Raw genomic sequence first — 14,791 nt, 5'->3', positions numbered from 1 at the left:
CCTCCTTTAGGTCCGGAAGATTAGTTCACGGTAAATGTTCATGATAAACTCGTAAATCTGCTGAATCATACTGAATACCAGCGCACCTAGGAAGACGATGATAACCATGACGATTACACTCAGAATCATCGTGATGATCGTCTTGCTCGCGCTGTATTGATGGACCGTCATGATCCCGACAAACAGCAGCAGAACAAACCAGATGCCCGCTATCGAGTTCAGGAGATAGTAGAAGGCTGTCTCCTCCTGGGCCATAAAGCGGCTGACGAGGGTCATCGGAAAATAAATCAGCACGATCGGGACGAGGGAGTAAGAAGACGCCATCACGATCTCACTGAACTTGCCCTCCCCTTCCAGGAGAGTCGTCACCGACCAGTTGGCGATGCACCAAAGGAAGAACGGCAATACGAGGTAGATCAGTTCATTCAGGTTGTTCAATTGGCGCGGATCGTTGAAGTTTACCAAAAATCCCGCAAACTGCTTCTGGACGACGATGGCAAGGAAGGTCAGGAAGATCAGCGTCAGCGCGACCTTCAGCTTGCCCCTCTTTTCGAACTTCATATCCCAGAAGCCATCAAACGGATGAACGATCAAATGAAGCGGAAAAGATACAAAATCACGCAGCACGGTTCGTCACCCTCCTTCTTCTCCATTTCAACAACGGGCGGGCGATCAGGATGCCGACTACCAACACGATGAACACGGTCATGTACGTTCCGAAATTCTCTTTCAAGACTTCGGTGCGATACCGTTTGAAGGCAACGGAATAGTTTTTACGGTCCATCCCGAGCTTAAAGTACTCCATCGCTTTCTTGTTGTCTTTCTCAAGCAGCTTCGCCTTCCCGATCCCGTTATAAGCGATGTCGTAGTTCGCATTCAGCTTCAGCACCTCTTGCCAGCTGGCGACCGCTTCTCCGTCATCTCCAGCGTAGTGATGCTTGATCGCTTCATTGACGTGCTTCCCGAAGATCGTCGGCTCGTAAACGACCAGATTGGACTTGCCGCGGTCGAGTACGATCATGCTCTCGCCGGATTTCTCAACGGCCACCGGCGTCTTCAACGTCCCAAGCTGGTTGCCTTTGCCGCCGAACACATAGAGCAGGTCGCCTTCATTGTCATACGTGAAGACCCGGCCTTGCGTGGAGTCGAGGGCGCTGTACATGCCATCGCCAAGCACTTTGATATCGACAAATTTAGAAGGGCCAACCGCTCTTCGGTAATAAACGTCCCCCGCGACGGCGAAATAACCGTAGCGCTTTAGCACGTCAGCTCCCGAAGGGTTGAGCCGCTTGATCGGCTGCTCGGAGCCGGTATCGATGTTGGTCGCATACACGAAGCCCTTATGATCGATGTCCAGGTTGGAGAATTCCGTTGGAATGAAGAGCGTCATCTGAGCTTTCTGCGCCTTGGTGGACAGCCGCCTCCAGATGTAGTCGCCGTAATCGCGCTGAACCTTAATCGTTCCCGCATACCCGAGGAACTCGCCCTTCTCATCGAACTGCATGATGCCTTCGTAGACGCCTTGGGCGACGACGAATATCCGTTTCGCCTTGTCTACGGTAACTTTGAGTGGAACAAACTTGAAGCCCTCGGCCAAAATGTCCGATTTGGGCTCTTGGACAATCTTCACCAGTTTACCGTCTGGGTCCAGCACGACGACGCGCTGATTGTCGGTATCGGCGACGTAGAGATCGCCATCCTGGTCGACAAAGATGCCGGATGGTTTTTTAAAGCCGTCCGCTTTGCCGTTGTTGTCAAAGCCCGTGATCTCCTTGATCAGCTTCCAATCTGCGCCGATGATGACGATGCGGGCATTTCCGCTGTCGAGGAGGTACGTGACCCCCGCTTCGGTGGTATACAGATCATTCGGCTCGACAAAGCTGCCGATGCCGAGGTCATCTCCCGACAGGGAGAATGATGGAAGGTAGGCGGCAGGCGCCGGCAACGCTTCGATGTAATACCCGTAATTATAGCTCTCGTAGGGAGCCTTCGATGCTGCTTGCGCCGGCACCGCACCCGCTGTAAACAGCAGAGAAGCCGCTGCCATCGAGAGAAGCCATTTTTTCGCTGTCAACTGCATTCCCTCCTATTCCTTCATGCCGGATGTGGCCATCGTTTCGATGATTTGACTTTGCGAGAAGACGAACAGCGTGATCGGAACGCTCATCAGGATAAGCGCCACGGCAGCTCCCGCTCCCGCACGGGCAATGCCGCCCTGAATGATCTGGTTCGCGGCAAAGTGCAGCGTCTTCAGCTGCTCACTCTGGATAAAGCCGTTGCCATCGCTGCCCCACAGCATCTGGAACAGCAGGATGATGAGCGTCATCCACGCCGGCTTAACGTTTGGCATAACGATCTTCCAAAAGATCCGATATTCGCTCGCGCCGTCAATCTTGGCGGCTTCCAGGATCGCGTCGGGGATCTGCTCCATGAACTGCTTCATGAGGTAGAGGCCGAGCGAATAGGCGAAAGCCGGGATAATCACGGCCCAGTAAGTATCCACCATGCCGAGCCACGACATGATCATGTAGTTCGGCGTAGCGGTAACGGCTGGAGTGAACATCAGGGACAGGACGACGATCTGGAACAGGATCGCTTTGCCCGGAAATTGATGCTTGGCAAGCGGATACGCTGCGGCCGACGCCAGAACGACGTGGCCCAAGATGCCCATACCGGTAATGAACACCGTGTTGAAGATGTACCGAGAGAACGGAACCCAAGACTGGCTGAGCAGGTTCATCAGGTCCGAGAAGTTGTTCATCGTGGGGTTGCGGACGAACAGCCGGGGCGGGAACAGGAAGATCTCGTCCAGCGGCTTGAAAGCATTGTTAATCGCATAAACGAGCGGCAAAGCCATAAAGGAACCGACAGCAAGGAGCAGCACAAACAACGAAAAGCTGCCCATGAAGGACCGGTTCACCCGTTTTTGAGGAAGCAGCATCCGGATTGACAGGTTCTTCATGTGTTATTCACCCACCTTGCGAAGAAGTTTTTGGACTAGGATGTTGGTGCCGACCATGAGCAGGAAGAGCACCGTCGCGATCGCGGAGGCGTATCCCATTTCAAAGCGGGTCGTACCGAAGTCAATCAAGTGAGTAACGATGGTTTCCCCGGCGTAGTTTACGCTTGGGAAGCCGGCCAGCGCGATGGACACATCGGCTACGGCAAAGGATGCGGTCAGCTGAATGACAGCACCGAACATGAGCTGCGGCCGCATGGAAGGAAGGGTGATGAACCACAGCTCCTGCCAACGATTCTTGATGCCGTCCACCGCTCCCGCTTCATAGAGCGTACGGTCGACGGTTTGCAGACCTGCGATGAAGGCCAGGAAGCCCGTACCGAGACTGAGCCACAATTGAACGATGATGATGATCGGCAGGATGTAGCCTTCGGTCTTGAGCCACAGGATCGGCTCCAGAATGAAGCCGTATTTGATCAGAAATCCGTTCGCAATCCCGTATCGGTCACCCGAGAAGATGATTAACCAGATAAAGAAGACGTTACCGGAGATAGACGGGGCATAGAAAATCAACGTCATGAGCGCCCGAAGCTTCGGGGAGAGCTCATTGATGATCCATGCGAAGACAAAGCAAGCGATATAGCTGACCGGACCGGTAATGATGGCCAGCAGCAGCGTGTTCTTAAGAGCGATGATGAAGACATCGTCCTCAAGAAACAGCCTCGTATAGTTCTGCCAGCCGATAAACCGGGGGAACTCCAGCATATTAAAGTAGGTAAAGCTGAGAATGATCGAAATGATAACTGGCAGAACCGTAAAGATGCTGAACAGAATCATATACGGTGCCATGAGAGCGTACGAATGCTTGTTGACCTTCATTTCGTGCAGCTTTTGCTGCCACCAGGTGCGGGCTCCAAGCGAACGGCCGGCGGGCTGACCGCTCTTGCCTAACGGGGTATTGGTGGATGCCATCGTCGCGGTCCTCCTTACGGCGTAATGTTAAACTCTTCCCGCTTGTTGCGGATTTCGTCGTTGATGTACTGAATGTAGTCCATGAGTGTCTCTCGCGCCTCTTTTTGACCGACAACGGTTTTATAGAAGGCATTGAAGAGATGTCGGCCGGTAAAGTAACCGCCGGGAACTTCCGGAACGCCGCGAACCCATTCGAACTGGGCTTTCAGGTTGTTGTAGTCTTCCGTCGGCCAAGGCAGGCTGTCGAGCGCGTTGATGTTAGCGGTCGGATAACGAGCAGCCGCTCCCATAAGTCCTTCCATTTCGCGGCCGAACAAAGTCTGTGCTTCTTCGCTCGTCCACCACTTCATGAACTCCCAGGACGATTCCTTATCCTTGGCCTGCTCGAGCATGAGCGTGCCGCTGCCGCCGGCCGGGACATCCCGGCGAATCGATCCGTCCGCCTGGAGCGTTCCCGGCACAGGAGCAAAGCCCCACAGGCCGCGGATTTCCGGCGCGAAGACGACGAGCTGATTGTATACCGTATAGTCGGCTACGCCGATCGGCATCTGGCCGGTACGGAAGCGGTTCGCGAAGTCATATTCGCGCTCCAGCTTGTAATCGGTGTAATACTCCGTCCATTGCTTGAACGCCTCGATGCCGATCTTTGAATCCAGATCGGAGGCTTCCCCGTCGTTCTTGTAGAATTGACCGCCATTCTGGAACAGCAGCGTCGCAAGCATGGAGTTCGGCTGCAGGTTGGTCCATTGGTTCGGCGCCTGCGCGACGACGGGCAGCCCGAGATCCATATGGTTCTTGTTCAAAACCGCGAGCAGGTTGGCGACATCATCCCACGTCTGCGGAACGCTGAGGCCAAGCTCCTGAAGGACGTCCTTGCGGTAGAACAGCATGTTAAAGGTTTGGGTTTCCGGCAAGGCATACACCCCGTCGCGATACGTGTACGGAACCATCGCGCTATCCCGGAAGGCTTTGATTGTCTCTTGGAAATCCGGGAACTGGGTCAGATCCGCTGCGGCGTTTCGCATCGCATAGTTGACCGGAAGATCATTCCCGATCTGCATCGCGACATCCGGGCCTTTGCCGGCCAAGGTAGCGGGCAGCAACGTGCCCATATTGACCAGCTTCAGGTTTACGCTGATACCGGTCTTCGGAGTGAAGGATTCGTCGATCATCGCTTTGATCGTATTGGCTTGGTCACGACCGCTACCGATCCATACCGTGATCGATTTGGCATCCTCGCTGTTCTCCGAAACGTTCCCGATCTGGCTGTAATCGATGAAGAAGGAATAGAGGAACGTGCCTGCTTCATGCTTTAGCTTCGAGAAGAAGCTCATGCCCTTCGTAGGCGGCTTCTTATCCGTCGAAGTGATGTAGATCGAGTCGAACTCCAGCGGCATTTCCCGAGCTTGCTGGAGCCAGGTACCGAGCCCGCCGGTATTGGTCTTGTAGGCGGTCAGCCGGCGGGGAATCGTCTCCGGCTTCTTGATCATTTCATCCAGCTGCTGGACCATCGTCTTCAGGAGCGCATCCTGATCGCCGGTCTGCCCGGACAGCTCGACGAGCTTCTTGGCCGTCGTCTGGAGGCGTTCCTTTTCGGTCTCAAAGGTCGTCAAAAGGTCCGGAATTTGCATCTCCAGTCGGTAGTCCCGGACTTCATCGGGCGTGGACCCGGTGATCATCAGGATTTTCCGGTACATGGAGTTCAGGTTCAGAAGGCTGGTTTTGACATCATCGATCAGAGGGGCGAACTCGCCCAGCGTCGCTTCCATGCGGAGAACATGCTTGCCCTTCATGAGCGGGAACAGATAAGGCTCATCTCCGCCCAACTTGTCGAGGCGATAGCCGCTCTTGTACTTGAAGGCGACCTCTTTCACCTCTTCAAAGGGAACTTTGCCGTCGATGGTCAGCTTGCGGGTCGAGTAAATACCGCGGACGAAGTTCTGCTGCGTCTTGAACGACAAGTTGTACAGCCCGTCTTCTGTGACCTCGAATTCCCACTCGATCCATTGGCCCGGCAGACGCCAGTTGTAGCCGCCGATGGTGTTAATGCGTACCTTAGAGGCACTGTAGGGGGTGACAGCGGAGCTGGAGCGCTCGCTTTGCGGATACAAGGTTGGAGACGATTTGGCAATCGCCTTCTCCGCATCAATCACAATGGATTGACCGCTCGTTTCCGTCATTCCATTCGCTTTCGCCTGTTCGAGCACTTTCTCGTATGGCAGGGGCGAATCTTCCTGGTACAGCTTGATCTGGGAGATGACCATCGGCTCGCGTGTTGAGACGAGCGTCAAGGTATGCTGCCCTTTCGTGAAATAAAAGAGAAACGGTTCGACCTCATAACCATCCGAATCCTTGAGGAGTCCTTCCCTCCATTCGGGATGCTCCACCTGTCTCGGACGAAGGTCATTGCCTTGGTTGTCTTGCTCTACCGCATCCTTCTCATTGCCCCAGACACGATCAAATTGCAAATACTTGGCCTGCTCGAAGGGAGTAGCCCCATCGATCAGCAGGGAGCGTTCGATCGCCGAGCTTTTTCCCTCAACGGGGAAATAGAGAGCCGAGATATTGTAGAGACCCTCCTCATCAACCTGGAAGGTCCACTCCGCTTTTCCCGTCTCTCCTGTATAAAGAGAGGTTCCCGACTGGCCCTCATAGTTTTCCAGCTTCTTAAAATCGGTTCCTTCCACCACACCCGGTTCTCCCGCCTCCAGGACAATCTCCCGGTTGGGGCGTGGCATGGCGCTGTACTGCTTCAGATATTGACTATAGGCGATGCCCGTTTGCGCAACCGTCAGATCCGGCTCGCTTGCGGTGGTCGTCTGTCCGTTTGCTGCGGTTTTCGTCGATCCCTCTGCATAGAGAACGTGACCGCTGGTAGGCATCAGAAGTCCGATCGCCAGCCACACGGTCAAGAATTTTCCTGCTTTATGAAAACGCCGCTTCTTCCCGCTCATGCTAGTCCCCCTCTCACACACCGCTATTCTCCGCGGCTACTCATGATCCGAATTCTGATCAAACACAATGGGGAGGTCTCCACGACATCCCCATTGTGACATGACCTTTTTTTGGTTTATTGTCCCAGCTTGTCGATCGCCGCTTGCGCTTGTTGCTTGTATTTCTCAGCAGCAGCGGTTACCGATGTGTTCTTCACGAGAACATCTTCAATGAATGCGTACGTCGGATAGTCCGGATAAGCGTCATCCAAGGTAGTCACGCCGGTTTTCGCGATGTGCTGGCGGACCATGTCGATATCTTCTTGGTGTTTGTAAAGGCTTTCCAGATAATCTTGACCGGCGTATTCTTCCGTCGGAGGAATATCGAACGTTTCTTCAAAGATTTGATAGACAAGCTTCGGATCCTTCACGCCTTTCGGGATGAACTTACCGGATTGCGCGGTGTTGGCATAAGTAGCTTCCTTGCTTCCGCTCGGGCCTTGAGGCATCGGGACGACACCGAAGTCGAACTTGGTATCCGGAAGCATCCATTCAGCAGCGGTGAACATCGCTACGTCGCCATCTTTAAAGGTGTTGGATTCATTCCAATCCATTTTGTTACCGGTCTTTACCTTCACGACTTTGTCGACGTTATACATCTTGTTGACAAACTCAAGCGCTTGAATCGTCTTGGGATCCGAGAGGCCTTCCTTCTTGTTCGTAGCGTCTACGGTCACGCCGCCGTTAGCAACCGTCAGATGACGGACGATATCGAGAGACCAGCCGGAGAAGCCCCAAACGTCGATCTTGCCGTCGTTGTCGGTGTCCTTCGTTGCTTGCTTGGCGATTTCGAGGAATTTATCCCAGTTCCATTCGCCCTTGGCATACAGCTCTTGCAGGTCCGGAAGACCGAGCTTCTTGAACACGTCGCGGTTGTAGTGCATGCCGAGTCCGAGCACAACCGGATTGTCGAAAGCGTACTCTCCGCCTGCGATTGACGGCAGCTTTTCCAGCAGATTGTGTTCTTTGTTGATGTTGTTCTCCGGAGTGGTGAACTCGCTGACCGGGAGCAATTGGCCCTTTACGATTGCGGGAAGAGCAGATTTATATTCCATTTGCACGATGTCGGCGAATGGTTCGCCGGCCAGTACCGTGGTCGTGAACTTGTTCATGTATTCTTCGAACGGAACATTCACAAATTCAAATTTAACGTTGTATTTTTTCTCAACCTCAGCGATCTTTTCGAGACGGGCCTTCTCACCTGCCGTGTTGCCAGCCGGCTTCAGATCCCACCATGCGGATACCTTGATGACGCGACCGCCGAGATCCGGTACTTGTTCCGGAGTAGCCGTAGCGGACGGCGCAGTCGATGCGCTGGGGCTGGTAGCGTTTTCAGAAGGAGATGCACTTGGGGATGCTTCTTTGCCGCCGCAAGCCGAAAGCGAAAGCATCATGCCTGCAAGCAAAATTGTAAGCACTTTCATCTTTTTCATGAATAAACCTCCCGTTTGATTTTTGAACATCATTTGTACGATTTTACAATGACCCCGACGAAATCATTCGCTCTCGCCTCAAGAAAATTGACTTGAGACAAGTTTAAAAACAAAACCAATAACCACCACCGTTTGTTATTCTTTTTGTTTTGTTTTACATAAAAAATAATAACATCGGATGCTGGTTCCGTCAATAAAGATTTATTTTATTTCTTCTTTATTATTCTAGTTTTTTGAAACAAAGTGGAAATGCGATGCAATTCACTGCCGATTCAAGTGATTGGTATCGATTACATCCTCAAAGATATCGCTTTCAACGCTGCATTCGTCTTTCTCCCCCTCCTAATCTTATCCTGTTGTTCGCTTACACCTAACCTAACAAAAGAGAGCCTGCCCGTGGGCAAGCTCTCTTTTTCGATCGGACGATTCACTTTTAGGAAACGGTTTCACGTGTAAGCGAGTAAGCCTCTCTTACCATGACATCCGCCTGAATGAGCAGTTTCTCAAAGGAAGTCGTCCGGTTGCGATTTCTCCATAACAGGAGATCGACCGCGCGCCGTCCGAGAAGCTCTTCATTGACGTTCACCGTTGCGAGAATTGGCAAGCTCTCATACGTGTTGTCAAAGCCGGTGACCGCTACTTGCCCGGGAACATCGACACCGATCCACTTCATGATCTCGATGACGAAGGAAGCCACTGTATCGTTTACACAGACAAAGACTTCGGGCAGTCCGTGCTCTTCGATGATGCCAGGCAGCCGTTTATGAATATCTTCCATCTCGGGACTGATGAGCACCGGAATCTGCTTAAGGGGGATATCGAACTCTTCCAGCGTCGCCCGAAAGGTGATCCAGCGCTCGTAATAGCTCTGGGCATCGCGGATATTCCCGATGAATTGATAGTTTTTGTACCCTCGGCTGATCAGCTTGATCATCAGCTCTCTCATGCAGGAAAGGTTATCGGTAAACACCATGTCACAATGAAAAGCCGGATCCAGATGGTCGACCATCACCACTGGAATGTTAAGCCGTTTGATCTCCAGAAGAATCGGAGTGGAGATCGACCCCACCGTCACGATTCCCTGGATGGCTTCGGGATTGAGGAGAGTAAACAGACGGTCTCCCGAAGGCTCCGTCAGCGTCAGGATGTCGCGTCCCTTCTGGTTCAGTCTAGCGGAGATGCCGTCAAACAACGGCCCCCAGTAGAGAGAATCCTTGTTCTGGTAGCGGATATTCGGAAAGAGCACGAGGATCGTGCCTGTTCCTTCCCTTGATTCCGGCTGTACCCGTTCGGCTTCCTCGGACAAGGACCTCGTCTTGAAGTACCCGAGCTGACCGGCCGCTCGCAGGATCATTTCCCTCGTCTGGCTGCTGACGCCGGATTTCCCGGACAGTGCGCGCGAGACAGCAAATTTGGATACCCCGGTCAAGTCTGCAATTTGTTGAATGGTTACTTTGCCTCGCATCATCATCATCCTATTTTTCGCGCAATTTTGGGAAGACTGACAGCGACTCTTCGACTTATTGCTCCGATGAGAATGCCTGTGGGCAGATCACAGGGTTATGCCGTCATATTTGTTATTCTACAACATAACGTTTTGTTGTAAAACTGTTTTTTTTGGCATCATGAAAAAACGCAATAATTCCTTTTGAAATATAGGAATCCCTCGGATATCGCCATTTGAGTAAGCGCTATCTGAAAAACCCTCTCATTGACGCTGTGCAATCTGTTTGCACACGTTAGGAAACAGCTTGAATTCGTTTGGTTGATAACCAAACGAACCGGGACCCGCTACCGCGAGTCCCCATCCCATTCTCCTATTTCCTTCGTTACACCGATTCACAAAAGATCGGATCCGCATAGATTAAAGTCTTCTCCGGATGGGAATCGGGATGTCCCATTCTCCACAGGATTTTATCGGCGGCCCGGACCCCGAGATGCTCCAGGTTGACATGAACGGTGGTGAGCAGCGGCTTCACGTCGAGGCGCGAATGATCAAAGCCCGTGACGCCGACCTGTCCGGGAACCGCGATGCCGAGCTCCTGGCATGCTTCCAGGACGATGGCCGCCGTGTCGTCGTTGGAGCAGACGAATACATCGGGCAGCCGATCCTTGCGCAGGACGCGGGGGATGACCTGTTCCAACGAGTCTCGGCTGATCAAATCGGGATTTTGTTCGTAGGGGAGTCCATATTCCTCCAGCACAGAACGGAAGGCGAGCCTTCTCTCATGGAAGGAGGTTCCGTCTCCCGGATCGCCCACAAATTGAAAGCTGCGGCAGCCTTTGCTGATTAGTTTAACGACCAATTCGCGCATGGAGGCGAAATTATCGGTGGTGATGATATCGCAGGGGAAGGCAGGGTCTGCATGGCCCACCATAACGACGGGAATGCCAAGCCTGCGCATCTCCAACAGGTTGGAGGTTGAGACCGGTCCGAGGGCAATGATCCCCTTGAGTGCAACCGGATTGAACAGTTGAAACATGGAATCACCTGATGGCTCGGTAAGCGTCAGGACATTATAGCTGCCGGTACCGAGGCGTGAGGCGATTCCTTCAAACACCGAGCTCCAAGAGGTCGATGTCCGGGCCTGAACCCGTATGCTCGGAAACAGCACCAGGATCGCTCCAGAAACGAGCTGAGGCGAAGGCTCGGGCTTTACGCTCGCGACTTCCTTTGCCACAGCCTTCGCTTCCTTCGAATCCGGCTGCCGATAATACCCGAGCTCCCCTGCTGTGCGCACAATCAGGTCTCTCGTTTCATCGCTTACGCCCGGCTTGCCCGACAAGGCGCGGGAAACCGCGAATTTGGATTTGCCGGTCAGGTCGGCAATCTGTTGTATGGTGACTTTATTTTTCATCGTTACTCTCATCCTATCTCGACAGTCTGGGGTCTTCCCCTCTCTCCTCTCCAAAGAGTAGCATAACGCCCGGCTTCTGCACAATTTCAAGCGCTTTCTCTCTTCTTGCAATAAAAAAACCGCCTCTCCCGTGAGACTGGAGAAGCGGTGATTGGTATCATTTCGGCGGATGCAAATCCGCTCAGGCTTACGCCTTGATCAGAGTATCGGTGAGCACGGGAACGACTTGCAGCTTGCGGGAAACAACGCCCTTCAGGACGGCTTTGTTATCGGCAAGCGTTACGCCGAATGCCTTTTCCACCGCATGCGCGGCGCGTCCGAGCACCAGGGCGGTCGAGTCGTTCTTCAGAATATCGGTCACGACGAATACGAAGAGATCGAGATCCTTGTCCTGAATAGTCCGGCTCAGAGCATCCTCCAGCTCCGCTTGACGGGACAAAATATCGTTCGTGTCAACCGCATTGACTTGGGCGATTTCCACCTTGCTTGCACCCATGTTGAACTCCTTCGCATCGAGCGAGAGAAGCTCAGCGATCGTTTTCTTGCTGAGATCCGCTCCGGCCTTCAGCATCTGCAGACCATAAACCTCCGCGTCAACTCCGGCGATTTCGGCAAGCTCTTTGGCTGCTGCCCGGTCTTCGTCCGTGCACGTGGGAGATTTGAAGAGGAGCGAATCCGAGAGGATGGCGGAGAGCATGAGCCCGGCGATTTTGGCGGGAACGGCGACTCCCTTTTCCTTGTACAGCTTGAACAGGATCGTGGACGTGCAGCCGACCGGTTCGGCACGGTAGTAGAGCGGTCCGCTGGTCTCGAAGTTGGAGATGCGGTGATGGTCGATGACTTCCTTCACCTGTACGCTCTCGATGCCGTTCGCACTCTGTTGTCGTTCATTGTGATCAACGAGGATGACGCCGGAGGTTGCGCCTTCTACGGATTCGATCAGGCGGGGAGCTTCCACGCCGAAGGTATCCAGGGCGAATTGAGTTTCTCCATTGATGTTGCCGAGCCGCACGGGCTCGACGGCAAAGCCGAGGCTTGTTTTAAGATCGGCATAAGCTAAAGCAGAGCAAATGGAATCCGTATCCGGGTTTTTGTGTCCAAAGATCAAAATCTTTTCCATAATCCGACTCCTTGTTAGGTGAGATAAGTATTCTGTATCCGATTATACCGTGTGGGAAACGGAATTTCATCCCGTGTTTTGGTTTCCCCTTTCGACTGCGGTCCTTCAACTTCCCGTTTGCAGCAGCTTGTTATCCTTCGCAACAAACAATCAGCTTTTAAAGCGTTGCAGAAAGCGGACGGCATTTGCGATATCTTCTTCCGGACGAGCTCCAACTTCCCGTTCGATGGTCAAATAGCCGGTGTATCCGATGTCCTGAAGCGCCTGAATGTAAGCGGGCCAATCCACCTTACCTTCTCCAAGCGGAACTTCGCGAAAGCTCGGTCCGTTCGCGGCCATATCCGCTATGACCCCATGATCCATCTTGTCGTAGCCGAGCGCTCCGTATACCTGACGAGGATCGACCTCCCGAAGCCGAATCCCGTCCTTCGCGTGCGTGTGAACGATATACTCCTTCAAAGTATACACGCCTTGAACCGGATCATCACCGGTGACCATGACCATGTTGGCCGGGTCAAAGTTGACCGATAAGCCGTTGGTGCTGAGCGTATCGAGAAACTCCCGCAGATGCTGAGCAGGCTCCGGCCCGGTCTCAATGGCAAAATAGGCATTCAAGCTGCTCGCATATCGGCTCAACTCGTCGCAGGCTTGCTGCATAGCCGAATAGACCGCACCATTCCGGTCCTCCGGCACGATGCCGATATGCGTCGTGACGACATTCGCGCCGAGCTCGACGGCGAGGTCGAGAATGCGCTTGGATTTTTCGATCTTCCACGGGTTTTCATTCTGGTCCTGAAAGCCGTGTCCGCCGAGATCGCCGACCAGGGCGGAGATCTCCAAACCAAGCGAGGCGATGTAGTCGCGCAGCTCCTTGCGGGCCGCCGTATTCAGATTCGCAGGGTCCATCTCACCGGATACCGCATAGATCTGCACGCCGTCCGCGCCGACTTCCTTCGCTTTCAGCAAGCCGCCGCTGAGCCCCGCCTGGAAGCTGTCGACGATCACACCGATTTTATTGGGAATTCCCATTCGATTCACGCTCCTTACCCGTGTACACTACCTGAAATAAACTGCGCTCACCTAGAACGTATCATCAAACGGGATGAACGCACAGATGTACTCCGATTTTGCTCCAAACTAAGTTTGAAGACACGCTCTCGTTCAACCTGCCAAAGGCATCGACCTCTGAAGCTATACGGTCTCCTTGTTAAAGACAATCGTCCCACAAGCGCCGCAGGTTTTCGAGTCCGATCTCCACTCCATGCCGGCATTCCTCCATGCCTTCAAATTCAAGCGACAGCAATCCTTCATAGCCTGAATGCTTAATGGCCTGAAGGATTTCCCGCAAGGGCAGATCCCCGTGACCGGCAATCGCCCCTCGTAAAAATTTGCCCGATGCCGAGCGAAACCAGCCTCTACCCGGATCCCGATCAGCTCGAAGCCAAGAGGAACGATCTCGACATGCTCTCCTCCATGCTCCGCCGTCCATTTGATGATCTTCTCCACGGTCATCTCCCCCGCCTGCAAAGCAGGGAAAAAGCCATTCGTACCCACACCGATTTTCACGGGCATTTCCTCCTTACACCAGCATCATTCGCAACAAAATCGCCGAGCGGTGAGTGGCACTAACCTAACAGGCTGTCGTCCACCCGCGGCACCAGCCCTTCCTCCGCAGCTCGATGAAGGAGGGCACGAACGGCAAGCATCCCGTCTTCTCTCAAGTCCTCGGTGAACTCGTTGACGTAGAGCTTGATGTGAGCATCCGCCACCTGCGGGTCCATCTCTTGGGCATGGCTTATGACATAAGAACGAGATTCCTCCGGATGAGCCCAGGCATAGCGTACGGAAGCCCGAACCCAATCCGTGATGGCAGTTCGGTCCAAATCCCGGCGAGCCACAATGGCTCCGAGCGGAATCGGCAGACCGGTGTCCAGCTCCCACCAGGCCCCCATATCCGCGAGCATGGTGAGGCCGTAGGCCGGATAGGTGAACCTCGCCTCGTGAATGACGAGCCCGGCGTCGATGTCCCCATCCCTTACGGCCGACATGATTTGGTCGAAGGGCATGACCACGATCTCGCCGACGCCTCCCGGAACATGCCGCGCGGCCCACAGCCGAAACAGCAAGTACGCGGTGGAGAGGTCGCTCGGGACTGCGATTCGTTTGCCGGAGAGATAGGCGGGATCGGACGAGCCGTCCCGCGTCAGGACAAGCGGTCCGCAGCCGCGGCCCAGCGCTCCCCCGCAAGGGATGAGAGCATACTTGTCCAGCAGCCAAGGGAGTGCGGCATAGGACACCTTCAGCACTTCCGGTCCGTCATCTTGAGTGGCCAACCCATTTGTCACATCGATGTCCGCATAGGTCACCGAGAGCTCCGGCGCTCCGGCAATCCGCCCGTGAACCCAGGCATGAAAGACGAAGGTATCATTCGGACAAGGGGAAAAAGCAATCGTCAA

General features: G+C 53.8%; 12 protein-coding genes. All 12 read right to left on the bottom strand.

The features are described from left to right. Nucleotides 1-6: 6 nt before the first annotated feature. Nucleotides 7-627 carry a YIP1 family protein gene (locus BN2684_RS13260; RefSeq protein ID WP_058302664.1) on the bottom strand — a complete coding sequence of 207 codons (621 nt, stop codon included), beginning with the start codon at nucleotides 625-627 and terminating at the stop codon, nucleotides 7-9. Next, a complete protein-coding gene (locus BN2684_RS13255) occupies nucleotides 617-2,080 on the bottom strand; it encodes an NHL repeat-containing protein (RefSeq protein ID WP_058302663.1) in 1,464 nt (487 codons plus the stop codon). Before BN2684_RS13255 ends, BN2684_RS13260 begins: the two co-directional genes overlap by 11 nt. Nucleotides 2,081-2,086: 6 nt before the next feature. After that, the gene (locus BN2684_RS13250) at nucleotides 2,087-2,962 is read right to left on the bottom strand and encodes a carbohydrate ABC transporter permease (protein ID WP_058302662.1); all 876 of its coding nucleotides are present in this window, start codon (nucleotides 2,960-2,962) and stop codon (nucleotides 2,087-2,089) included. A gap of 3 nt (nucleotides 2,963-2,965) precedes the next feature. Then, complete coding sequence (locus BN2684_RS13245) at nucleotides 2,966-3,838, bottom strand: carbohydrate ABC transporter permease (protein WP_234340314.1); 873 nt, start codon at nucleotides 3,836-3,838, stop codon at nucleotides 2,966-2,968. A 107-nt stretch (nucleotides 3,839-3,945) separates the two neighbouring features. Further along, nucleotides 3,946-6,885, bottom strand: coding sequence for an extracellular solute-binding protein (locus tag BN2684_RS13240; RefSeq protein WP_058302660.1), 2,940 nt, complete (start codon nucleotides 6,883-6,885; stop codon nucleotides 3,946-3,948). Nucleotides 6,886-7,001: 116 nt separating this feature from the next. After that, complete coding sequence (locus BN2684_RS13235) at nucleotides 7,002-8,357, bottom strand: ABC transporter substrate-binding protein (RefSeq protein ID WP_058302659.1); 1,356 nt, start codon at nucleotides 8,355-8,357, stop codon at nucleotides 7,002-7,004. 433 nt (nucleotides 8,358-8,790) lie between these two features. Further along, entirely contained in the window at nucleotides 8,791-9,822 is a 1,032-nt protein-coding gene (locus BN2684_RS13230) for a LacI family DNA-binding transcriptional regulator (RefSeq protein ID WP_058302658.1), read from the bottom strand. 364 nt (nucleotides 9,823-10,186) lie between these two features. Further along, on the bottom strand, nucleotides 10,187-11,215 hold the full coding sequence (locus BN2684_RS13225) for a LacI family DNA-binding transcriptional regulator (RefSeq protein ID WP_058302657.1): 1,029 nt from the start codon (nucleotides 11,213-11,215) through the stop codon (nucleotides 10,187-10,189). Nucleotides 11,216-11,402: 187 nt separating this feature from the next. Next, nucleotides 11,403-12,335 (bottom strand): manganese-dependent inorganic pyrophosphatase, encoded by a 933-nt coding sequence (locus BN2684_RS13220; RefSeq protein ID WP_058302656.1) that lies wholly within the window; start codon nucleotides 12,333-12,335, stop codon nucleotides 11,403-11,405. Nucleotides 12,336-12,485: 150 nt separating this feature from the next. Continuing rightward, complete coding sequence (locus BN2684_RS13215; protein ID WP_058302655.1) at nucleotides 12,486-13,364, bottom strand: sugar phosphate isomerase/epimerase family protein; 879 nt, start codon at nucleotides 13,362-13,364, stop codon at nucleotides 12,486-12,488. Nucleotides 13,365-13,526: 162 nt separating this feature from the next. Then, nucleotides 13,527-13,901, bottom strand: a complete 375-nt coding sequence (locus tag BN2684_RS25265; RefSeq protein ID WP_058302654.1) for a hypothetical protein — start codon at nucleotides 13,899-13,901, stop codon at nucleotides 13,527-13,529. Between the two features lie 59 nt (nucleotides 13,902-13,960). Further along, a complete protein-coding gene (locus BN2684_RS13205; RefSeq protein WP_058304539.1) occupies nucleotides 13,961-14,791 on the bottom strand; it encodes a 1,4-dihydroxy-6-naphthoate synthase in 831 nt (276 codons plus the stop codon).

This window comes from Gorillibacterium timonense (assembly GCF_001457415.1).
GTDB classification, from domain to species: Bacteria; Bacillota; Bacilli; order Paenibacillales; family NBRC-103111; genus Gorillibacterium; species Gorillibacterium timonense.
The sequence above is the reverse complement of the archived record's forward strand: the minus strand, read 5'-3'. Positions and strand labels throughout refer to the sequence as shown.